Genomic DNA, 18896 nt, shown 5'->3' on the forward strand with positions numbered 1-18896 from the left:
GGCACGCTGAATAGGCCGGTGCGCGATGAACGATCCTCGTCCCCAGCCGTGTCGTAGAGATAGGATTGGTAGCCGGCCAGATACTTGAGGGTCATGCCGCCAAGATCCCAGGTAAGGTCTAAGTGCAATCGCTCATGATTACTGAGCTTACCTTCACTCGTCTGGTTGGTGCTGATCTTGTAGGGGTCGGTCATCGCCGGATTAGTTCCTGCGAAGCCGAAGGTCGGATTGTAGTAGAGGCCAGCATTGCCGAGACCGGTCGGAGACGTGGTGTCGTAGCGGCTCGTGACCGACTCGTGGACGTTGCCAACGCCGAAGCTGTCATCCCAGTCGAATTTCGTATAGCGCAGGCGGGCCGTGATGTTCTCGCCAAGATCGGCTTCCAGCTGGGCCTCGACTATGTACCGTTTAACAGCGCTGGAATCGCCGGCAGGCCCGAGGTTCTCGAAGAAGCCTTCCTCTCGGCGCTCCAGAGAGCCCCCGAGAAGGAAGCGTAGGCCATCCGTGATCGGTCCACGAACCAAGGCGTCGGTTCGCCAGGTGCCGTAGTTCCCAAGGACGGCGCGGAGTTCACCATTGAAATCCTCTGTCGGACGCTTGGCGATGATGTTCAGCGCCCCGCCGATGGAATTGCGCCCGTACAGCGTGCCCTGGGGTCCACGCAGAATCTCCGTGCGTTCGATAAACAGCGACGGCGTGGATGCATCGGCCATGGTGTTTGAGAAAATGCCGTCCGAGTACAGCGCTACGGAAGGATCGGTTCCGATAGCATTGGTCAGGCGACCAAAGCCTCGGATCGAGAGGCGGTCGTTGTTGGTATAAGTGACGCTCGGCGATACACGCGCCAAATCCTCGACGTTGGCTACCCCAAGCACGTCGCGCCGCTCACTTGTATAGGCCGTCACGGCCACGGGCACATCCTGAAGGCGCTGATCGCGCCTTTCAGCCGTCACCACCAGCTCTTCAATGGTGAAGCCGGTGTCTTGCGCCCAACCAGGCGAGGCCGCAGCCAGAGCGAGCGCGGATGCGCCGCTCGCGAAGGCGAATCGTAGATTCTTGCAATTTTTCATGTTTCCCCCCTCAGTCGCTAGGCATTATTGCCTCTATGCTGACGGTAATGGCCATTACCATAACGCCGTTCACGCCTGAGGCAATGCCCCTCCCTCGGGTCGCGCGACCAGCCACTGGTCGGTGCTTAAAATAAGTCCGAAGTCGCTCGTGAAAAATATCAACGCCTTGATTTGACGGTCAATCCCGGCGATTTCAGATATTCGTTTTCGCAAGTTTTGGGGATTGGGTGCGCAAAAGCTTGCGAATTGCGCGGGCCGATCGGTTTGTTGTATCTCCGCTTTTCGACCTGTGATTCACTGATCGGGTGGTGATTTGGGGTGCGCCCGTTGCGTCCGAAACCGCCGCGGTTCGCCCGATGCAGTTCGCCGGCGCCCTGGTCGACCTGCCACAGTCCACCGGACAAGCGTTGCCGGAGATCGGGCCAGACAGCCCCTGCTATCTCCAGTTCTCGTCCGGCAGCACGCGCTTTCCCACCGGCGTCTTGGTCACCCACCGGCGATTGATGGCCAACGCCCTGGCGATCACCCGGGACGGGCTTCAGGTTAAGGCTGAGGACAGGGCGTTTTCCTGGCTGCCGCTCTATCACGACATGGGCCTGGTTGGCTTCCTGCTGAGCCCGCTAACGGCGCAGATGTCAGCTGATCTCATGCCCACCGGCGCCTTTGTCCGCCGTCCGCTGCTCTGGCTCGACCTTATGGGCAAGAACGGTACGACCATCTCCTACAGCCCCACCTTCGGCTACGAGCTCTGCGCGCGGCGGGCCGAGAACGCCAGCCTCGAAGGCTATGACCTGTCGCGCTGGCGGATCGCCGGCCTCGGCGGCGACATGGTCCGCACCAAGCCCCTGCGGGACTTCGCCGCGCGCTTCGCGGCGGCGGGCTTCGACCCCCAGGCTTTCGTGGCCAGCTATGGCATGGCCGAGGCGACGCTGGCCCTGACCATGGCGCCCCTGGGCAAGGGCCTGGTCACCGAGCGACTGGATGTGGACCGCCTGGAGCGCGACGGCGTGGCGGCCTCAGGCGCGCCCTCGCCCCGCGTCCGGGAGTTCGCCCGCTGCGGGCCGCCCCTGCCGGGGCACGAGCTTCAGGTCCGCGGCGAGCGGGGCGAGATCCTGCCGGAGCGCCGGACCGGTCGGGTCTTCGCCCGCGGCCCCAGCCTGATGAGCGGCTACTTCCAGGACCCCGACGCCACCGCCCGCGTCCTGGGCGCCGAGGGTTGGCTCGACACCGGCGACCTCGGCTATCTGTCGGAGGGCGAGATCGTCCTGACCGGGCGCAGCAAGGACCTGATCATCCTCAATGGCCGCAATATCTGGCCGCAGGACCTGGAATGGACCGCTGAGGCCGAGATCGCCGGCCTGCGCAGCGGCGATGTCGCCGCCTTCTCCGTTCCCGCCGAGGGCGAGGAGGCGGTGATCGTCCTGGTCCAGACCCGCAGCAGCGACGCTGAAACGCGCCAGAAGCTGGCCGTCGAGGTCACCGACCTGCTCCGCCAGCGCCACGGCGTGGAGGCCCAGGTGAACCTTGTCGGCGGGCACGCCCTGCCCCAGACCTCGTCGGGCAAGCTCAGCCGTTCGCGGGCCAAGGCTGAGTATCTCGCCGGGCTGGCCGAAGCCGAGCCGGCCTAGGGTGTCACGGGGTCTCGTCACGGTCACCGGCGCGACGGGGTTCCTCGGCCGCTATCTCGTGCCCGCGCTCGCGGCCGACGGCTGGCGCATACGGGTGCTGGCCCGCCGCGACGTTATCCACCCCCTGTGGCGCGGCCTGGAGGTCGAGGTCGTGCCCGGCGATCTGGGAGATGATCGCGCCCTGGACAGGGCCTGCGCCGGCGCCGACGTCGTCATTCATGGGGCTGGCCTGATCAAGGCGCGCAGCCGGGCCGCCTTCTTCATCGTCAATGAGCAAGGCGCCCGCCGGGTGGCTGAGCGCGCCGAGGGCGCGGTGCTGCTGATCTCCACCCTGGCCGCGCGGGAGCCCGGACTTTCGGACTACGCCGCCAGCAAGCGGGCCGGCGAGACGGCGGCGCACGCAGTGCTGGGCGAGCGCCTGACCATCGTGCGCCCCCCGGCCCTTTACGGCCCCGGCGACGCCGAGACCCTGCCCCTCTTCCAGCTGGCCGCCGCAAGTCCGATCCTGCCGCTTCTCGATCCGAAGGCGCGGATGGCCATGATGCATGTCGAGGACGCGGCGCGGCAGATCGCCGCCCTGACGGGACAGCCGGGCGGCCAGACGGTCAGCCTGTCCGATCCTCGCCCCCAGGGCTATGGCTGGCGCGAGGTGTTCCAGACGGCGGCGGACGCCTTTGGCCGCAGGCCCCGCTTCCAGCGGATCCCCAACGCCGCCCTGGGCGTCGTCGCGGTGATGGGCGCGGCGTGGGGCGGTCGATCGGCCCCCATGCTGACCTTCGGCAAGCTGCGAGAGTTGACGCACCTGGACTGGTCGGTGGCGCCGGGCGAGCAGATTTCCGGACTTCCGCCGGCCCGCTTTAATCTCGCCGACGGGTTCCTACATACGGTTCAGGGGTATGCGGCCTCCGGCGTCAGGTTTCGCAAACCGCCGCTACAGCAGGCGATCAGGTGCTGACGCCCGCGTCATATTGCGCCAAAGATGCGGCGTTAACGGACGATCGTTCTAGGGGGGCGAGTCGGTCTCTATGCAACTGGTGACAGATCCCACCGTGCTTGAGGTGGCGAAGGCCGCTGAGGCGGTGCTGGAGCGTGAGGTCGTGGTGACGGCGTCATCCGATATCTCGCGCGACCTCGCTGTCGACTCGCTGGCGCTCATGAACATCGTGATGGAGCTGGAAGACCGCTTCGACATCTCCATCCCCATAGACCGCCTGAGCGAGGTCCAGACCGTCGGCGACCTCGCGGCGCTTATCGACAACATCCGGAACAAGGTTTGAGCATGGCTCTGCTCGATAGGCATGCGGCGTCCAGAGACGCCTACAAGGCGCTTCGCGACGCTGCGGCGGACCCGTTCGGCGTGCGCTTCGATGCGGTGGTTTCTCCCACCGAGGGAATCGTCAACGGCCGTCCGACCATTCTGCTCGGCACCAACAACTATCTGGGTCTTACATTCGACGAGGCCTGTGTCGAAGATTCGGTGCGGGCGGTGCGCGAGCGGGGCACCGGCACGACCGGGTCTCGCATCGCCAATGGCAGCTATGAAGGGCATGTGGAGCTGGAGCGCGCCCTCGAGAGCTTCTACGGCCGTCAGCACGCCATGGTGTTCACCACCGGCTATCAGGCCAACCTGGGCGTGCTGTCGACCCTGGTCGGTCGGGGCGACCATCTGCTTCTGGACGCCGACAGCCACGCCAGCATCTATGACGGCGCGCGCCTCGGCCACGCCGAGGTCACCCGCTTCCGCCACAATGATCCCGAGGATCTCTACAAGCGTCTGCGCCGCCTCAAGGACGTACCTGGCGAGAAGCTCATCGTCGTCGAGGGCATCTACTCCATGGTTGGCGACGTCGCGCCGCTGCGGGAGATCGCGGCGGTGAAGCGTGAGATGGGCGCCTATCTGCTGGTGGATGAGGCCCATTCCATGGGCGTCCTTGGGGCGACCGGCCGCGGCCTGGCCGAAGAGGTGGCGGCCGAGGCCGATGTGGACGTCATCGTCGGCACCTTCTCCAAGAGCCTGGGCTCGGTCGGCGGGTTCTGCGTCTCCGACATGGCCGACTTTGACGTGATGCGCATCGTCTGCCGTCCGTACATGTTTACCGCCTCCCTGCCGCCAGCCGTGATCGCCTCGACCCTGGGGGCCCTGCGCCGGCTCCAGGAGGCGCCGGAACTACGCCACCGCCTGCACGCCAACGCCCAGCATCTCTATGATGGGCTCACGGCCCTCGGGCTGGCGACGGGACCGACCTGTAGTCCGATCGTGGCGGTCACCATGCCCGACCAGGCGGTGGCCGCAGCCATGTGGAACCTGCTGCTGCAGAACGGGGTCTATCTCAACCTCGCCCTTCCGCCGGCGACGCCCGACAACCGTCCCCTGCTCCGCTCCAGCGTCAGCGCCGCCCATAGCATCGAGCAGCTGGACCAGGTGATCGCCGTGATGGGCAGGGTCGCCCGGGAGCTGGGCGTGCTGGAAGGCCCACCCAAGCGCGCCCTCGGCTAGCTGTCGCCGCCGCCCGTCGCCTGTGCGCGACGGGCTTTCCAAAGGCGCCAGAAGACCCCGGGCGAGGCCAGGATCGGGTGCTTCTCCCGCCACGGCGTAAGTGGCACGCGCAGGCCCGTGTGCCGCTCGATCTTCCAGGCGGCGTAACGGGCGCCCCCCTCGAAGGTGAAGGCCGCCTTGGCGAGGCGGGCCAAATTCAGCGGCTTTCCCAGCGCGCGCCGGAGTCGCCAGGCCGCCAGGACTCGCCCTCTCTCGCGCGCGCCCAGCACGGGTCGCACCGTCCCTTGAGCCGTCTCCTCGAACGCCAGGTCCTGCGCCCGCCAGGCGGCCAGCAGCAGCCGCTCATACCGGTCAGGATCGACGCTCAGGATGTCGTTCTCCCGACCGCGGGCCTCGACGCGGAACTCCGCCGCATAAGTCTGGCGAAAGAGGGCGCGCCAGTAGTCCAAAGCCGGCCCCTCCGGCGGACCTAGCGCCGCGGCGAACCGTGTGGCGGCGCAGGCGGCCGTGGCGACGGCCCGGGAGATTTCCCGAACAGTCTCCGCCCCCGAGGCCCAGACCAGGGCCGAGGGCTGGACGAACCGAGTCCAGATCGTCGTGTCGATCCGCCGTCCCGTGACCGCCGAGCGGAACTGGGCCAGGGTCATGGTCGCCACCTTGGCCCGCAGGATACGGCCGTCGAGCTCCAGCTCGTGGTAGCTGACATCGGGCCAGAGAACCCGGCCCGCCAGGCCGCGCCAACCCGGGCGCGGGCCATGGGTAAGGACGTAGAAGTCCACCACGCCGTCCAGATCGCCTGTGCGCAGGACCGATCCGTAGAACAGAACCGCGGCGACGCCCTCGATGCGACTGGCCAGCGCCTGCGCCATGGCGCGCCCCGGCGGTGGGGCGGCCCGCGCCAGGTCTTCGCCGACCAGGGTCTGCAGAGCCTCCATCACGGGACCAGGAATCGTACAGGCGCGCCCAGGCCGATCGCGATCTCGCCGCCGGGGAACACCTCGCCGTCAACGACCACGGGCGCCGGGCTGGAAACCACAACGCGCTCGGCCAGGCTCCGACGGTAACCTTGGCGTCGCAGCCAGGTCTCAGCGCGACCCATCAGCACGGCCGGCAGGGCCAGCGCCAGTCGCCTGGGGGGGGCGGCGACGTCCAAGACTTTCATCCCATCCTGCGGGGGACCGAAGGGGCGAAGCCCGAGGGGCAGGCGCTTGAGCGACGTGGCCAGCACGACGAAGCGCGGGGCGAGCGTCGTCTCGCGCCCATCGATGGACAGGCTCGCGCGCACCCCCTGGCGCCAGCCGTCGCCGTCCTGGCCAAACAGTGCGCCAAAGGCTGCGCCGACGACCGTCAAGGCCACCGCCAGGCTGTGGAAGGCCCCCATGCGGTGGACGGACTGCGACATCTGGGTGGCGCGAACGAAGGCGCCGAGGCCAAAGATGAACCCCGCGAGATCCGCCTGCTCATCGCCAGCCCAGCCCAGGGCCAGGGGACGCCGTGTCTTCAGGTTCAGCGGGCCACGGGTGATCCGCGCCAGAGTTGCGTCCAGGGTCCAGCCGGGCCGGATCCCGAGGTCGAGGGCCAGTACGTTGGTCTTGCCAGAGGGCAAGACGGCCAGAATTGGCGTTGAGGCGCCGAGCCTGATTAAAAGATCGGACGGTTCCGTCTGATCGCATCAGTCTCTAGCGCTGATAGCGCATGGAGATGGGGACCTGGGTGGTGCCTGGTCCGGCGCGGAACCGCACGCTCTCAAAGGACGGAAGGCCGACGCGGGTCGGCGCATTGTTGGAAAACCCGAACCCCTCCGCCGGCATGCCGATGATCGTCCGGTTGAAGTCATGATCGCTGTTGACGTCGTGATAGATGGCGATGGCGTAGTAGGCCGGCTCGGGAACCCAGAAACAGACCTCGGTCATCCGCGGCGTCGCCTTCACCCGCGCAGCAGCTTGCCCTTGGGCGCCAGGAACCGGCGGGGGTTGTCGGGATAGAGGGTGACCGCCACCTCCCCCTTGATCGGGCTCACGCCGGTGACCGCCACCGAGACCTTGTGCGGCCCTTCACGGCCCACGCATTGGTCGGCCGCCAGGCTGGGCGCAGCGACCCCGAGCGACACGACGAAGGCAAGGCCCGCAAGGGCTGTTCGGACTTTCATGGGCTGTGACGACCCCCTATGTTTGCGCCGACGGCGGATGGCGCCCGATCAGCAGGGTGCTTCATGAGCAATGCGACCGCGGTAAACTTTGGCTATCCCCACTCGATGGTGGGTGAGACTGACCATTGGCTGGTGCTGGTGCGCCCCAAGCAGCCTACATTTGGGTCTCTCGTCCTTGTGTGCAAGGAGCCCGTCCAGGCATTTTCAGATCTGAGCGGCCAGGCCTTTGAAGATCTGCAGGTGGCGGTCCGCGGGATTGAGCGTCTTCTGCGCCAGACTGTGGACTACGCCAAGATCAACTATCTGATGCTCATGATGGTCGATCCCGATGTACATTTCCACGTGATTCCCCGGTACGAGGGCGTGCGTGAACACGCGGGCGAGACCTTCGCCGACGCCGGCTGGCCGGGCCAGCCCAACCTGGCGTCGGCCGTGGCGCTCAGTCCCGAAGGTCTTGCGGCGCTGGCCGAGGCCTGGCGGCGCGAGTGGCGCGCGGCGTGACCACGGCTCTGACGCCCAAGCCCACCTTTACGTTCGGTCTGCCCCTGCTCGACCGCTACGTTCTGCGGCTGACGGCAGGCCCGATGCTGGGCTGCCTGGCCGTGACCCTGATCGCCCTCCTGCTCGAACGGGCGCTGCGCCTTCTCGACCTGCTGGCCCAGAGCAGCGATCGTTTCGGCTTCGTGGTGCAGCTGACCGGCCAGCTGGTGCCTCACTATTTTGGCCTCGCCCTGCCGGTGGCCTTCTTCGTCGCGCTGTTCATTGTCATCACGCGGCTGAGCGACGGGTCGGAGATCGACGCCCTGCTGGCCAGCGGCGTGTCCCTGCCCCGGCTGGCCACCCCCTTCATCTGCCTGGGCCTGGCGCTCACCTTGGTGAGCCTGATCGTGTTCGGCTACATGCAGCCCTACAGCCGCTACGCCTATCGGGCCGTGATGCACGCGGCGGCCAACGCGGGATGGAACGGCGAACTGCAGGCCGGCGCCTTCGTCACCGAGGATCGCCTGATCATGACCGCTGACCGGGCGGACCCCCAGGGCCAGCGGCTGGAGGGGCTGTTCATCCGCCGCCTGACGCCAACGGGCCGTGAGGAAGTGATCACCGCCACCACGGCCGATCTGCAGGTATCCCAGGACCGGCTGAATGTGACCCTCAACCTCCAGAATGGCCGCCGCATCCTGGAGGGGACGGACGGGACCTATGACATTCTGGACTTCGACAGCTTCAGCACCACCGCGCCCCTGGCCGGCGCCACCGAACTGCTGCGCGCCCGCGGCGGCGATGAGCGCGAGCTGACCCTGGGCGAGCTGGCCAGCCTGGCGGGGTCCGGCGAAAGCGTCCTGCCCCGCAGCACCCTGCTATCGGAGCTCTATGGCCGGCTGGCGCGGGCCGCCTTCCTGCCCTTCCTGCCGCTGATCGCCTTCCCCCTGGGCCTGGCCACCAAACGGGGACGGCGCACGCCGGGGCTGGTCTTCGCAGGCATATTGCTGCTGGCCTTCCAGCACGCCCTGCAGCTTGGCCAGTCGCTGGCTGAGAGCGGGGTCGTCCCAGCCTTCTTCGGCATCTGGACGCCCTTCGCCCTCTTCACCGGGTTTGGCGTCTGGATGTTCATGGGCAGCCGAAACCGGCCTGGCGAAACCCCTATCAGCCGGCTGATCGGCACGGCAGGCGACCGGATCACCCGCGCTATGGCTGCTCGAGACGCAAGGGTCCGGGCCTCGTGAAGCTCTATGCCTACATCCTGTCGATCGTCGGCACGCGCATTCTCGCCGCCGCGGCCATCCTGCTGGGCATCCTGCAGGTGCTGGAATTGCTCGACGCCACCCCGGAGATCCTTGAGCGCGGCCTGGGGCTGGGCGGCGTCGCCTAGCTTGAATCACAGACCACGACGAAGCGGAATCCCCGCTCACGCCTTTTCCAAACAGCCTCTCAGAGCCGAATGCAATTTCGCGAACCGTGAGGCGCGGATAGACCATTGCACACCTGCCAAAAAAAAGGGCGGCACGGCCGGTCTTCCGCGCCGCCTAAGCTGCCCTGGGCCCCGGGAGGTAGGCTGGAGCTTTGGGCAGGATGGGGCCGCAGTGCGTGCTCTCAGAGACGAAAAGCCGAATACCGTGCGAGCCTCATCGGCTGATGGCTGGTACACGTCATTCTCGTAAGTCGCAATACGATAAATGACCTCATGATGAGGATCAGCACTGAGAGTTTTGGTCGGTTGTTGAAATGGCCAAAACGAAGCGTGAGTGTTTGGTGGCGTGGTCGTCCGGCCCCTGGGGCGAAACCCTGCAGGTCGAGCCATCTTGCAAACCACCCTCTCTTTGAAGGCCCCTCGCAGGCGTTCGTCCCGGCAAGCCGGCATACCCCCATATATGGCAAGTTGGCCCGTCGCGACCGGCGGTGAGCACGGGACCCGCGGAGGGCGGCCAAGCTCACCATGTCATTTAATACATAGTAGTTTCGGGCTAACAGATATATATTTTGCGCTCGTACACGATGGGTGATCGCCAAGCGACCGCGCTTGGACCAGACAGCAAGAAGCGGCGGCCATCCGTCAATGCTGCGCGCGCACAAGCGCAGGCGCGGCGAGGACGCTTCCCTGAAACGACGCGGGCTTGGATAAAGATGATGAAGAAGCCCATATCCGCTGACTCCCACATTACCGAGCCGCAACATTGCTACGTCGACTACATCGATCCGAAGTTTCGTGATCGAGCACCGCGGATGGAGCGGCTCGACAAGATCGGCGATGCCTTTGTTATCGAAGGACTAGCCTCGCCGATGCCAACGGGGCCGGTCGTCGCCGCCGGCAAAGACCCACTGCAGATCACGGCGCGCGGCGCATTCGCGGCTGCCAGAATGGCTGGGTGGCGTTCAGGATAAAGGACATGTGCAATGCCCGGCGACTGATGTGGGCGAACGATTTCCCGTGTTCCGATTCAACCTGCCCCTTGTCGCAGACCATGCTCGAAGAGCACACCAAGGGCTTGGGCGAGCAGGAATGGAACTGGATCTGCCACGACAACGTGGCGGAACCATACAGGAGCGCCTTCTGATAACTACGTAATCTAAACGTGGCCGTTCTAGCCAAGTTGGAAACTGATCGCGTCTCTTCAAACAATGGAGTTTTTGTAATGGCTGACGCCGCAGATCAGACTATCGAGGCCTTTCGTCAGGACGTGCGGGCCTGGGTCGAAGTCAACTTCCCTTCGGACTTGAAGGGTCTGAGCAATCCGACCGGGCTTGAAGAGCGTCTGCAGCCGACCGAGGAACAGGTCGCCTGGCGCAAGGCGGTCGGCGGAAAGGGTTGGGGGACGCCGACGTGGCCTGCCGAATACGGCGGTGCGGGGCTTTCTTCGGCCCACGCCCGAGTTATCCACCAGGAATTTTCGCGCGCTGGAGCCTACAACCCGATCGGGGGAATGGGCGTCATGATGTTCGGACCGACCTTGCTCGAGTACGGCACTGAAGAACAGAAGCTGGAGCACATTCCGCCGATCTGCCGCGGCGAAGTTCAGTGGTGCCAAGGCTACTCCGAGCCCGGGGCCGGCTCTGATCTGGCCTCCCTGCAGACGCGATGCGAGGACATGGGCGACCACTATCGGATCAACGGCCAGAAGATTTGGACATCGGGTGCCCAATGGGCTGACTGGTGCTTCTGTCTTGTTCGAAGCGATCCCACGAAGAAGCATGAAGGCATCTCCTTCGTGCTCTTCACCATGCGCCAGCCAGGCGTCGAAGTGCGGCCGATCAAGCTGATCGCCGGCAGCTCGCCGTTTTGCGAAACCTTTCTGACGGACGCGCGCGCCGAGAAGAAGGATCTGGTGGGTCCCCTGAACGCCGGCTGGACAATCGGAAAGCGGCTCCTGCAGCACGAGCGCTCCAGCATTTCGAGTATGGGAAACGCCCTCGGCGGCACTGCGGCCCTTCCAGATCTCGCCAAGGCCTATGTCGGCGTCGACGCGCACGGTCGCCTGGCCGACAGCGACCTGCGGACCCGGATCGTTTCAAACGAGATGGACGGGCGCGCCTTCCAGCAGACGGCGATGCGGGCGATGGCGGAAGCCAAGGGCAACGCCGGCCCGTCGGCGGCGACCTCGATCATGAAGAACGCCGGCACCCGCTGGACTCAGGACCGGGCCGAACTGACGCTCGAGATCATGGGTCACCAGGGCCTAGGCTGGGCGGGCGAGGATTTCACCCCCGCGGAGCTGGACGCCGTGCGCGGCTGGCTGGGCGGTAAGGCTAGCACGATCTATGGCGGCAGCCAGGAAGTGCAGAATAACATCATCTCCAAGCGGATCCTGGGGTTGCCCGATCTGTCCGCAGTCAACTGAGCGAGTGAGCGTGGCAGAATCCGCGAGCGGCGAGCAGAGGCTTAAGCGTCAGCTGCGGTTGGACAATTTTTCAGCGTCGATTTCTTCCGCCGCGATGCGGTCCACGACCATGACCAAAGGGAGGCCGCGATGCTGAGTTGGCAAGTTGGGGCGGTGAAGATCACCCGGATCGTGGAACTCCAGATTCCGATCCCATACAATCGAGCCGCCCCCTTTCTGGCTGAAGCGACGCCCGAGGCGTTGCGAGCCATCCCGTGGTTGTACCCGAATTTCGTCAACGAGCAGGATCAGCTGCTGCTGTCCATCCACGCGCTGCTGGTGGATGCGCCGGGCCTACGGCTGGTGGTGGATACCTGCATCGGAAACGATCGACCCCGGTCCATTCTGCGTGGACAGCCGTTGGCCACCGGCTTCCTGCAGTCCATGGCCGAGGTCGGCTGGTCGCAGGAGAGTGTCGATGCCGTGATCTGCACCCACCTGCATGTGGATCATGTGGGCTGGAACACCAAGCTTGAGGACGGCGCATGGGTTCCGACGTTTCCAAATGCCCGCTACCTGTTCGGCAAGACCGAATTCGCCCACTGGAGCACAGAAGGCGACGAGGAACAGCAAACGATCCTGTCGGACTCGGTACAGCCCATCCTCGACGCGGGGCTCGCCGAGTTCGTCGAAATGGATCACCGCATCTCGCCCCACCTCCGGCTCACGCCCAGCACCGGACATACGCCTGGCCATGTCAGTGTGATGACCGAGTCCAACGGTGAATCGGCGGTCATCACCGGCGACATGAGCCACCATCCGTGCCAGATGGCCCATCCGCATTGGTCGCCGCCCTTCGACAGCGATCCGAGAGCGGCGGCGGCGACGCGCGCGCGACTGTTCGCCGAATGGGCCGACAAACCCATTCTGGTGATCGGCACTCACTACGCGGCGCCGACGGCGGGATACATAATGCGGGAGGGCGCCGGGTTCCGCTTCGACGCCGAGGCGATGGACGCCCCCGCTGCCTGACTTCGGGAGAGGACGACAACCTTGAAAAAGAACATCGGATAGAACTCAATGGATGATCTCGTGCTCCGCTCTGACCTGGACGGCGTCTGCCAGCTGACGCTGAACCGGCCGGACAAGCTCAACGCGCTGAATGTCGATCTGTTCAAGGCGCTCGAGGCCCACGTTGCCGACCTGGAGGCGGCGCCGGTTGGCGTCGTCGTGCTGCGCGGCGCCGGGCGGTGCTTCTCGGCGGGCCACGATCTCGGCGACATCGCCGAGGGCGAGAAACTTCCCCGGCCTAACTATCAGTCGCATGTCATCCAACGCCTCGCCGAGCTTACCTCGCCGGTCGTCTGCGCTGTGCACGGCCATTGCTACACCGGCGCCCTGGAGCTTGCCCTGGCTGGCGACATCATTCTTGCGGCCGAATCCGCCAAATTCGCCGACACCCACGCCAAATGGGCCTTGACGCCGGTCTGGGGCCTCAGCCAGCGGCTACCGCGCCGGGTGGGAACCTACAAGGCACGCGAGATGATGTTCACCTGCCGTACCTATTCAGGACGGCAAGCCGAGGCCATCGGCCTCGCCAACGCGTGCGTGACCGATGCTGAGTTCGAAGCGGCCGTGGACAGCCTCACCTCTGAAATTCTCACCAACTCGTCATTCAGCCATGCCGCGAACAAGCGGCTGCTGACCGAAACCGATGGCCTGTCACAGCCGGCCGGCTTGGCGCACGAGGTTTATCGAAGCCAGGGCGCAGGACCGGACATGGTCGATCGAATCAGGCAGTTCACAAAGCGCCCACCCGCCTAGAGCAGATTCCGATCACGTCGCATCGTATCCGGCGGCGGCGAAGTAGTTGGCCCACTCGGTGGGGGTGAAGGTGTCGATGGCCTCGACGATGGCGCGTTCGAGGGCGGCGACGGTGCGGGCGGCGGCTTTTCGGAGCATGCCCGGTCTTCTTTTGAGCGTGATCCGGTGACGCTCAAAGAACCGCCAGAGCGTGGAGATCGCCACGGCAATGCCCCGCTCGGCGAGCGCCGTGCGCAACTCCGCCAGGGTGATGTCGGCCTTGGCCGCCACCAGCGACAGGATCAGCGGCCTATGCGCCTCGATCCTTCCCGAGCGCTTGTCGCCCCTGGCGCTTGGGCTGCACCTCGCCCGTCCGCCGCCGCAGGCTGGTCCAGCGGATCGCGCTGGAGATGCTGACTCCGAACCGCTCGGCCTCCTTGCGGCGCGACTGCCCCTCGTCGACCGCCCCCACCACCCGCTCCCGAAGATCCACCGGCAGCGGCTTGCCCATCGCCACCGGCCTCCCTCACCGGCAGCCAGCGTGAGTCAGACTCGCCGCCTCAAGGGAATCCCCCCGAGTCAGGCGGCTTGGAAACTGCTCTAGTCCTCGCTCGGTTCATAGGCCTGACGGGCGGTTTCCAGCGCAGCGAGCTTGGCCTCGAAGGCGCTCCAGTCGTCGGCCTGGTCGATCCGCCCCCGGATGGCCTCGATCTCCTCATAGATCAGCTCCTGGGGCTCAGGCGCGGCGAAATAGGGGTGTGAGAGCGCCTTATACCAATCGGCGCGGCGTCTGACTCTGGGGGATTCCGCTGAGCGGCGAAGCAGGATTCGATGGTGGGACCGGAGGGTTTCGCCATGCCAGCTATCGCGCTTCGCCAGGATTACGATGCCGCCAGGGTCCGGGCGCTTGCGCGGACCAGCCGGGACGCGCGTCAGGTTCGACGGCTGCTGGCGCTGGCGGCGGTCTACGACGGCGCCAGCCGGCGCGAGGCCGCGGCGGCGGGCGGGATGGACCGGCAGATCCTTCGCGACTGGGCGCTGCGGTTCAACGCCGAGGGGCCGGACGGGCCGATCGACCGCCAGGCTCCGGGGCCGAGGCCGAAGCTGACGCCCGAGCAACTGGCGGCCGTCGTCCGGCTGGTGGAGGACGGCCAGATCCTGGCCATTCACGGGGTGGTGCGCTGGCGGCTGATCGACCTTACCGGCTGGATTCACGACGAATACGGCGTGTCTCTGGACCCAGCCGACTGGGCCGGATCCTCAAGGCGCTCGGCTACAGACGCCTGTCCGCCCGGCCCAGACACCACGCCCAGAACCCGCAGGCCCTGGAGGCCTTCAAGCGGGATTTTCCCCCTGCGGGTCCAGGAGATCCGCGAGCGGCTCCCCAGGCGAACCCGGCTTGAGGTCTGGTTCCAGGACGAAGCCCGCATCGACCAGAAGAACAAGCTCACCCGCCGCTGGGCAAGGCGCGGGACCCGACCGTCCGCGCCCAAGGACCAGCGCACCCAGTCGGCCTACCTGTTCGGCGCCATCTGTCCGCAGAAGGGAACCGCCGCCGGCCTGGTCATGCCCTATTGCGACACCCAGGCAATGAACGCCCATCTGGCCGAGATCAGCGCCCAGGTCGAGCCCGGCCATCACGCGATCCTGCTGCTCGACCAAGCCTGGTGGCACACCTCCCAGGCCCTCGAGACGCCGCCCAACATCACCCTCCTGCCGCTGCCGGCCAAGGCCCCGGAGCTCAATCCGGTCGAGAACCTCTGGCAGTTCCTGCGCGACAACCGCCTCTCCAGCCGCATCTTCAGGAACTACGCGGACATCGTCGATCACTGCTGCGCCGCCTGGAACACCATCGCCGACCAGCCCTGGCGCATCATGTCCATCGGCCTCAGAGACTGGGCCCAGGAATACTGATCAGCGCCGGTTGGTATTACGCCTGGCCGGCTCGAAGGCCGCCAGTTGCGCGCGGAAGTCCTCGAAGGCGGCCTGACGAGAGATGTCGCCGCGGGCGCCCGGCAGGGCGCGGGCGTCATCGCCGCCGAACCAGTCGAAGAAGAAGGGCTCCCGGCGCAGGGCTTGCCGCCGGCCGCCAGCGCCTGGAACGCCGCCTGGGCGAGGCTGGAATCGGCGTCCATCCCATAGCTGCGCACCCCCAACCGGCGACGCATGGCACTCACCAGCTCGGCCCAGTAGGAGCCCGCAAACCTGTTCAGCGCCTCGACCAGGGGTTCGGGCGGACTGACCAGGCAAAAGCAGCCGCCCGGCTGGCGCAGGTTCCAGAACACCGCCTCGGCCTAGCGCCCAAAGCTGTAGAGGCCGCTGTGGTCGAAATAGGCGGCCACGAAGTTGGATCGTTGCGCGGCAGGAGGCGGTCGGGGCCGTAGTCGGAGCTCTCGCCGGTGATGTTCATATTGCCGGTGCTGAGCACCCCGTGGACGAAGCCCCCGCCATCCAGGACGCGCCAGCCGCGCCATGCGCCCGCTCGCCGCCCCCAGCAGGGCGGCCGGACGATCTTCCGCCTCTTGCCCCGGCCTACGACCTGGCGAGGCGGCTGGCGGCGATGCTGCCGGGCGATCTCGACCACGTCTTCTTCGCCGAGAGCGGCTCGGTCTCGGTGGAGATCGCCATGAAGATGGCGATCCAGTTCTGGATCAATCGCGGCGTGTCCGGGCGCTCGAAGTTCGTCAGCTTCCTCGGCGGCTATCACGGCGACACGCTCGCCACCATGACCATCTGCGACCCGGAAGAGGGGATGCACAGCCTGTTTGCAGGCGTCATGCCCAGCCAGCACGTGGTCGCCCTGCCCCGCGACGCCGACAGCGAAGCCGCCCTCGACGCCCTGCTGGCCGACAAGGGCCACGAGATCGCCGCCCTGATCGTCGAGCCGCGCATCCAGGGCGCCGGCGGCATGCTGATCCACGACGATGAGGTGCTGCGCCGCCTGCGGGCCATCGCCGACCGCCACGACGTACTGCTGATCTTCGACGAGATCTTCACCGGCTTTGGCCGCACGGGCGACCTGTTCGCCTGCCAGGGCGCGGGTGTGACGCCCGACATCATCACGCTCTCCAAGGCGCTGACCGGCGGCACCCTGCCCCTGTCGGCCGCCGTGGCCAGCCGCCGGGTCTTCGAAGCCTTCTGGTCCGACGATGCGGGCGCGGCCCTGATGCACGGGCCGACCTATATGGCCAATCCCCTGGCCTGCGCGGCGGCCGGCGCCTCCCTCGACCTCTTCGAAGCCGGCGGCTGGAAGGCCGATGTGGCGCGGATCGAGGCCGCCTTGAGGTCGGGCCTGGAGCCCTGTCGTCAGGCCAGGGGGGTGGTCGATGTCCGCACCCTGGGCGCCATCGGGGTGGTGGAGTTCGAGGCCGCGGTGGACGCAGGCGCGCTGTGCCAGCGGTTCGCCGAGCTGGGCTGCTGGATCCGCCCCATGGGCAAGGTGGTCTATCTGACGCCGCCCTTCGTCACTACCGATGAGGAGTTGGACCGCCTGACTGGCGCCATCCAAACCGTGCTGGGCGCGCCCGCGGCCGGGCGCTAAGCTCGCGCCCATGGACGCCCAGGCCATTCTCGACAGCCTCGACCTGATTGCTAAGCACAGCGAAGATCCTGCGCCGCAGGTCTATGCTCGCCTGTTCGCCCGCTATCCTGAAACCGAGGCCCTGTTCATCGGCGACAAGCGCGGGGCGGCCCGAGGCCAGATGCTGCGCCAGGCCATCGAGACCCTGCTGGACTATCTGGGCCCCAACGCCTTCGCCGCCAACTTCCTGCGGGCCGAGCTGCGCAATCACGACGACATCGGCGTGCCGGCCGACATCTTCCCCGCCTTCTACAAGGCCATGGCCGAGGCCTTCGCCGACATCGCCGGCGAGGCCTGGACGCCGGCCATGCAGGCCGCCTGGGATGAGTTCACGGCCGAGGTCGAACAGATCGTCCAGGCGCCCGCCCAGACGATCTGAACCTCAGGCCAGCGCTGCCTTGAGCGACGCCGCCGTGGCCTTGGCCGCCTCGCCCACGGCCGGCGAGACGTCGGCCATGATGTAGAAGTCGTGGATCAGGCTGGGATACTCGATGTGCTCCACCTGGACCCCGGCCGCCCGCAGGCGCTCGGCGTGGTCGCGACCCTCGTCCTTCAGCGGGTCGAAGCCGGCCGTGACCACCAGGGCCGGCGGCAGGCCCGCGCAGTCCATCTTGCCCAGCATGGCCCGGTGGGACTGGGGATGGCCGATGGCCGCCAGGCACTTGTCGAACCAGGCGATGGCCTGCTTGGTCAGCAGGGGGCCGTCCAGCGCCTGACGCGACGCCGTCTCCTTTTCCGGCCATATGCCGGGATAGAGCAGCAGCTGGAAGGCCAGCCGGCGCTGGGGATCATCCTTGAGGTCGGCGGCCACCGAGGCGGCCAGGTTGCCGCCGGCCGAATCCCCGCCCACGGCGATGCGGGCCGGATCGAAGCCGATTTCCGCGGCATGGTCGAAGGCCCAGCGGGTGGCGGCGAGCGCATCGTCATGGCTGGCGGGGAATGGGTTTTCCGGCGCCAGGCGGTAGTCCACTGACAGCACCCGGACGCCGGCCAGAGCCGCCATCCGTCGGCAATGGCCGTCATGGCTTTCCAGGTCGCCGATCACGAAGCCGCCACCGTGGAAATAGACGAGGCCGCCGGTGGTCGAAGGCGCCCCGGCCGGGGTGTAGAGCCTCGCCGGAATCTCGCCGGCCGCGCCGTCGACCTTCAGGTCGCGGACGCTGACATCCTTGGGCGCATTCTGGTCGGCGGCCTGGCGCTGCATGCGATAGCCGGCGCGGACCATGTCCGGCGGCAGGGCGTCCAGGGGCGGAGGGGTCTGGCCCTCGGCGGCCTTGGCCTGGGCCTCCAGCATGGCCTGAAAGTGGGGATCCATCATCGGCGTCTCCTCCTGGGGGGCGTCTTTTGGGGGGTCGTCGCGCTCTTGCCGGCGCAGTCACGAAAACGGCCCCCGACATCGCCGGGGGCCGCTGGTCTTTCGAGCCGAAGCCTACTCGGCGGCTTCCTTGGGCGCGTAGCCCATGACCGCCTTGACCTCCAGGAACTCGTGGAAGGCGAAGTCGCCCCACTCGCGCCCATTGCCGCTCATCTTGAAGCCGCCGAAGGGAGCGGTCATGTCCGACGCGCCGTTGATCGACACCTGGCCGGCGCGGAGCTTCGAAGCGACTTCGCGGGCCTTGGCCAGGTCGGCGCCGTTCACATAGGCCGCCAGGCCGTATTCGGTGTCGTTGCCGATGGCGATGGCCTGGTCGAGGCTCTCATAGCCGAGGATCGACAGGACGGGACCGAAGATCTCTTCCTTCGAGATGGTCATCTCCGGCTTCACATTGGCGAAGACGGTGGGCTTCACATAGTAGCCCTTGTCCAGGCCTTCGGGACGACCCGTCCCGCCAGCCACCAGGGTGGCGCCCTCGTCG

The 18896-nt window shown here is 66.7% G+C and carries 21 protein-coding genes and 3 pseudogenes; 14 read left to right on the plus strand and 10 right to left on the minus strand.

Translation table 11 applies throughout. The annotated features are described in order from the left end of the window. The coding region (locus Q7S93_RS10820; RefSeq protein WP_304713904.1) for a TonB-dependent receptor at positions 1–1070 on the minus strand (1070 nt) is incomplete at its 3' end. A 356-nt stretch (positions 1071–1426) separates the two neighbouring features. Here Q7S93_RS10820 and Q7S93_RS10825 point away from each other — a divergent pair. From Q7S93_RS10825 to spt, 4 genes and pseudogenes are all read left to right on the plus strand, one after another. Beyond that, positions 1427–2698, plus strand: a pseudogene (locus tag Q7S93_RS10825) (fatty acyl-AMP ligase); the annotation flags it as partial. A 1-nt stretch (position 2699) separates the two neighbouring features. Next, positions 2700–3653: an NAD-dependent epimerase/dehydratase family protein gene (locus Q7S93_RS10830; protein ID WP_304713905.1), complete on the plus strand. Its 954-nt coding sequence runs from the start codon at positions 2700–2702 to the stop codon at positions 3651–3653. 70 nt (positions 3654–3723) lie between these two features. Next, positions 3724–3975 carry an acyl carrier protein gene (locus Q7S93_RS10835; protein WP_293416849.1) on the plus strand — a complete coding sequence of 84 codons (252 nt, stop codon included), beginning with the start codon at positions 3724–3726 and terminating at the stop codon, positions 3973–3975. A 2-nt stretch (positions 3976–3977) separates the two neighbouring features. After that, complete coding sequence (gene spt, locus Q7S93_RS10840; RefSeq protein WP_304713906.1) at positions 3978–5195, plus strand: serine palmitoyltransferase; 1218 nt, start codon at positions 3978–3980, stop codon at positions 5193–5195. Here spt and Q7S93_RS10845 read toward each other — a convergent pair. The 4 genes from Q7S93_RS10845 to Q7S93_RS10860 form a co-directional block, all read right to left on the minus strand. After that, positions 5192–6130 (minus strand): hypothetical protein, encoded by a 939-nt coding sequence (locus Q7S93_RS10845; RefSeq protein ID WP_304713923.1) that lies wholly within the window; start codon positions 6128–6130, stop codon positions 5192–5194. The two genes, spt and Q7S93_RS10845, sit on opposite strands and share 4 nt — an antisense overlap. After that, on the minus strand, positions 6130–6801 hold the full coding sequence (locus Q7S93_RS10850; RefSeq protein WP_304713907.1) for a diacylglycerol kinase: 672 nt from the start codon (positions 6799–6801) through the stop codon (positions 6130–6132). Before Q7S93_RS10850 ends, Q7S93_RS10845 begins: the two co-directional genes overlap by 1 nt. A gap of 73 nt (positions 6802–6874) precedes the next feature. Then, positions 6875–7108 carry a DUF2141 domain-containing protein gene (locus tag Q7S93_RS10855; protein ID WP_304713908.1) on the minus strand — a complete coding sequence of 78 codons (234 nt, stop codon included), beginning with the start codon at positions 7106–7108 and terminating at the stop codon, positions 6875–6877. A gap of 14 nt (positions 7109–7122) precedes the next feature. Next, positions 7123–7344, minus strand: coding sequence for a hypothetical protein (locus tag Q7S93_RS10860; protein ID WP_304713909.1), 222 nt, complete (start codon positions 7342–7344; stop codon positions 7123–7125). Between the two features lie 63 nt (positions 7345–7407). Between Q7S93_RS10860 and Q7S93_RS10865 the strand changes: the two genes are divergently transcribed. The 7 genes from Q7S93_RS10865 (at position 7408) to Q7S93_RS10895 (ending at position 13481) form a co-directional block, all read left to right on the plus strand. Further along, positions 7408–7845 (plus strand): HIT family protein, encoded by a 438-nt coding sequence (locus tag Q7S93_RS10865; RefSeq protein WP_300574701.1) that lies wholly within the window; start codon positions 7408–7410, stop codon positions 7843–7845. Next, complete coding sequence (locus Q7S93_RS10870) at positions 7842–9068, plus strand: LptF/LptG family permease (RefSeq protein WP_304713910.1); 1227 nt, start codon at positions 7842–7844, stop codon at positions 9066–9068. The genes Q7S93_RS10865 and Q7S93_RS10870 overlap by 4 nt, the downstream gene beginning before the upstream one ends. Beyond that, a complete protein-coding gene (locus Q7S93_RS10875) occupies positions 9065–9214 on the plus strand; it encodes a hypothetical protein (RefSeq protein WP_304713911.1) in 150 nt (49 codons plus the stop codon). The genes Q7S93_RS10870 and Q7S93_RS10875 overlap by 4 nt, the downstream gene beginning before the upstream one ends. A 752-nt stretch (positions 9215–9966) precedes the next feature. Continuing rightward, complete coding sequence (locus tag Q7S93_RS10880; RefSeq protein WP_304713912.1) at positions 9967–10224, plus strand: hypothetical protein; 258 nt, start codon at positions 9967–9969, stop codon at positions 10222–10224. 251 nt (positions 10225–10475) lie between these two features. Then, entirely contained in the window at positions 10476–11678 is a 1203-nt protein-coding gene (locus Q7S93_RS10885) for an acyl-CoA dehydrogenase family protein (RefSeq protein ID WP_293416825.1), read from the plus strand. Positions 11679–11807: 129 nt separating this feature from the next. Next, positions 11808–12689 carry an MBL fold metallo-hydrolase gene (locus tag Q7S93_RS10890; protein ID WP_304713914.1) on the plus strand — a complete coding sequence of 294 codons (882 nt, stop codon included), beginning with the start codon at positions 11808–11810 and terminating at the stop codon, positions 12687–12689. Between the two features lie 48 nt (positions 12690–12737). Continuing rightward, on the plus strand, positions 12738–13481 hold the full coding sequence (locus tag Q7S93_RS10895) for an enoyl-CoA hydratase/isomerase family protein (protein WP_293322932.1): 744 nt from the start codon (positions 12738–12740) through the stop codon (positions 13479–13481). A 12-nt stretch (positions 13482–13493) separates the two neighbouring features. Here the strand turns inward: Q7S93_RS10895 and Q7S93_RS19105 are convergent, their stop codons facing one another. Both Q7S93_RS19105 and Q7S93_RS19110 read right to left on the minus strand, forming a co-directional pair. After that, positions 13494–13751, minus strand: a complete 258-nt coding sequence (locus tag Q7S93_RS19105; protein ID WP_304713918.1) for a hypothetical protein — start codon at positions 13749–13751, stop codon at positions 13494–13496. A gap of 19 nt (positions 13752–13770) precedes the next feature. Continuing rightward, the gene (locus Q7S93_RS19110) at positions 13771–13971 is read right to left on the minus strand and encodes a hypothetical protein (protein ID WP_293322935.1); all 201 of its coding nucleotides are present in this window, start codon (positions 13969–13971) and stop codon (positions 13771–13773) included. A gap of 344 nt (positions 13972–14315) precedes the next feature. On the opposite strand from Q7S93_RS19110, the pseudogene Q7S93_RS10910 reads away from it, so the two are divergent. Next, positions 14316–15374, plus strand: a pseudogene (locus Q7S93_RS10910) (IS630 family transposase). A 295-nt stretch (positions 15375–15669) separates the two neighbouring features. Here Q7S93_RS10910 and Q7S93_RS19045 read toward each other — a convergent pair. Further along, positions 15670–15870: a hypothetical protein gene (locus Q7S93_RS19045; RefSeq protein WP_304753301.1), complete on the minus strand. Its 201-nt coding sequence runs from the start codon at positions 15868–15870 to the stop codon at positions 15670–15672. Between the two features lie 117 nt (positions 15871–15987). Between Q7S93_RS19045 and bioA the strand changes: the two are divergent. Beyond that, positions 15988–17001 (plus strand): annotated as a pseudogene (bioA, locus tag Q7S93_RS10915) (adenosylmethionine--8-amino-7-oxononanoate transaminase); the annotation flags it as partial. Positions 17002–17011: 10 nt separating this feature from the next. Next, entirely contained in the window at positions 17012–17419 is a 408-nt protein-coding gene (locus Q7S93_RS10920; RefSeq protein WP_304713919.1) for a globin, read from the plus strand. Between the two features lie 3 nt (positions 17420–17422). Here the strand turns inward: Q7S93_RS10920 and Q7S93_RS10925 are convergent, their stop codons facing one another. Together Q7S93_RS10925 and Q7S93_RS10930 are read right to left on the minus strand one after the other, a co-directional pair. Then, the gene (locus Q7S93_RS10925) at positions 17423–18358 is read right to left on the minus strand and encodes an alpha/beta hydrolase (protein WP_304713920.1); all 936 of its coding nucleotides are present in this window, start codon (positions 18356–18358) and stop codon (positions 17423–17425) included. A 111-nt stretch (positions 18359–18469) separates the two neighbouring features. Further along, on the minus strand, positions 18470–18896 hold a 427-nt coding region (locus Q7S93_RS10930), incomplete at its 5' end, for an aldehyde dehydrogenase family protein (protein ID WP_304713921.1).

This window comes from Phenylobacterium sp. (genome assembly GCF_030646615.1).
Taxonomy (GTDB): domain Bacteria; phylum Pseudomonadota; class Alphaproteobacteria; order Caulobacterales; family Caulobacteraceae; genus Phenylobacterium.

What these genes read in the sequence shown, in the direction of transcription:
- Q7S93_RS10835 (WP_293416849.1), top strand. Translation starts at nt 3,724, where the DNA reads ATGCAACTGGTGACAGATCCCACCGTGCTTGAGGTGGCGAAGGCCGCT.
- spt (WP_304713906.1), top strand. Translation starts at nt 3,978, where the DNA reads ATGGCTCTGCTCGATAGGCATGCGGCGTCCAGAGACGCCTACAAGGCG.
- Q7S93_RS10845 (WP_304713923.1), bottom strand. Translation starts at nt 6,130, where the DNA reads ATGGAGGCTCTGCAGACCCTGGTCGGCGAAGACCTGGCGCGGGCCGCC.
- Q7S93_RS10855 (WP_304713908.1), bottom strand. Translation starts at nt 7,108, where the DNA reads ATGACCGAGGTCTGTTTCTGGGTTCCCGAGCCGGCCTACTACGCCATC.
- Q7S93_RS10860 (WP_304713909.1), bottom strand. Translation starts at nt 7,344, where the DNA reads ATGAAAGTCCGAACAGCCCTTGCGGGCCTTGCCTTCGTCGTGTCGCTC.
- Q7S93_RS10865 (WP_300574701.1), top strand. Translation starts at nt 7,408, where the DNA reads ATGAGCAATGCGACCGCGGTAAACTTTGGCTATCCCCACTCGATGGTG.
- Q7S93_RS10880 (WP_304713912.1), top strand. Translation starts at nt 9,967, where the DNA reads ATGATGAAGAAGCCCATATCCGCTGACTCCCACATTACCGAGCCGCAA.
- Q7S93_RS10885 (WP_293416825.1), top strand. Translation starts at nt 10,476, where the DNA reads ATGGCTGACGCCGCAGATCAGACTATCGAGGCCTTTCGTCAGGACGTG.
- Q7S93_RS10890 (WP_304713914.1), top strand. Translation starts at nt 11,808, where the DNA reads ATGCTGAGTTGGCAAGTTGGGGCGGTGAAGATCACCCGGATCGTGGAA.
- Q7S93_RS10895 (WP_293322932.1), top strand. Translation starts at nt 12,738, where the DNA reads ATGGATGATCTCGTGCTCCGCTCTGACCTGGACGGCGTCTGCCAGCTG.
- Q7S93_RS19110 (WP_293322935.1), bottom strand. Translation starts at nt 13,971, where the DNA reads ATGGGCAAGCCGCTGCCGGTGGATCTTCGGGAGCGGGTGGTGGGGGCG.
- Q7S93_RS19045 (WP_304753301.1), bottom strand. Translation starts at nt 15,870, where the DNA reads ATGAACATCACCGGCGAGAGCTCCGACTACGGCCCCGACCGCCTCCTG.
- Q7S93_RS10920 (WP_304713919.1), top strand. Translation starts at nt 17,012, where the DNA reads ATGGACGCCCAGGCCATTCTCGACAGCCTCGACCTGATTGCTAAGCAC.
- Q7S93_RS10925 (WP_304713920.1), bottom strand. Translation starts at nt 18,358, where the DNA reads ATGATGGATCCCCACTTTCAGGCCATGCTGGAGGCCCAGGCCAAGGCC.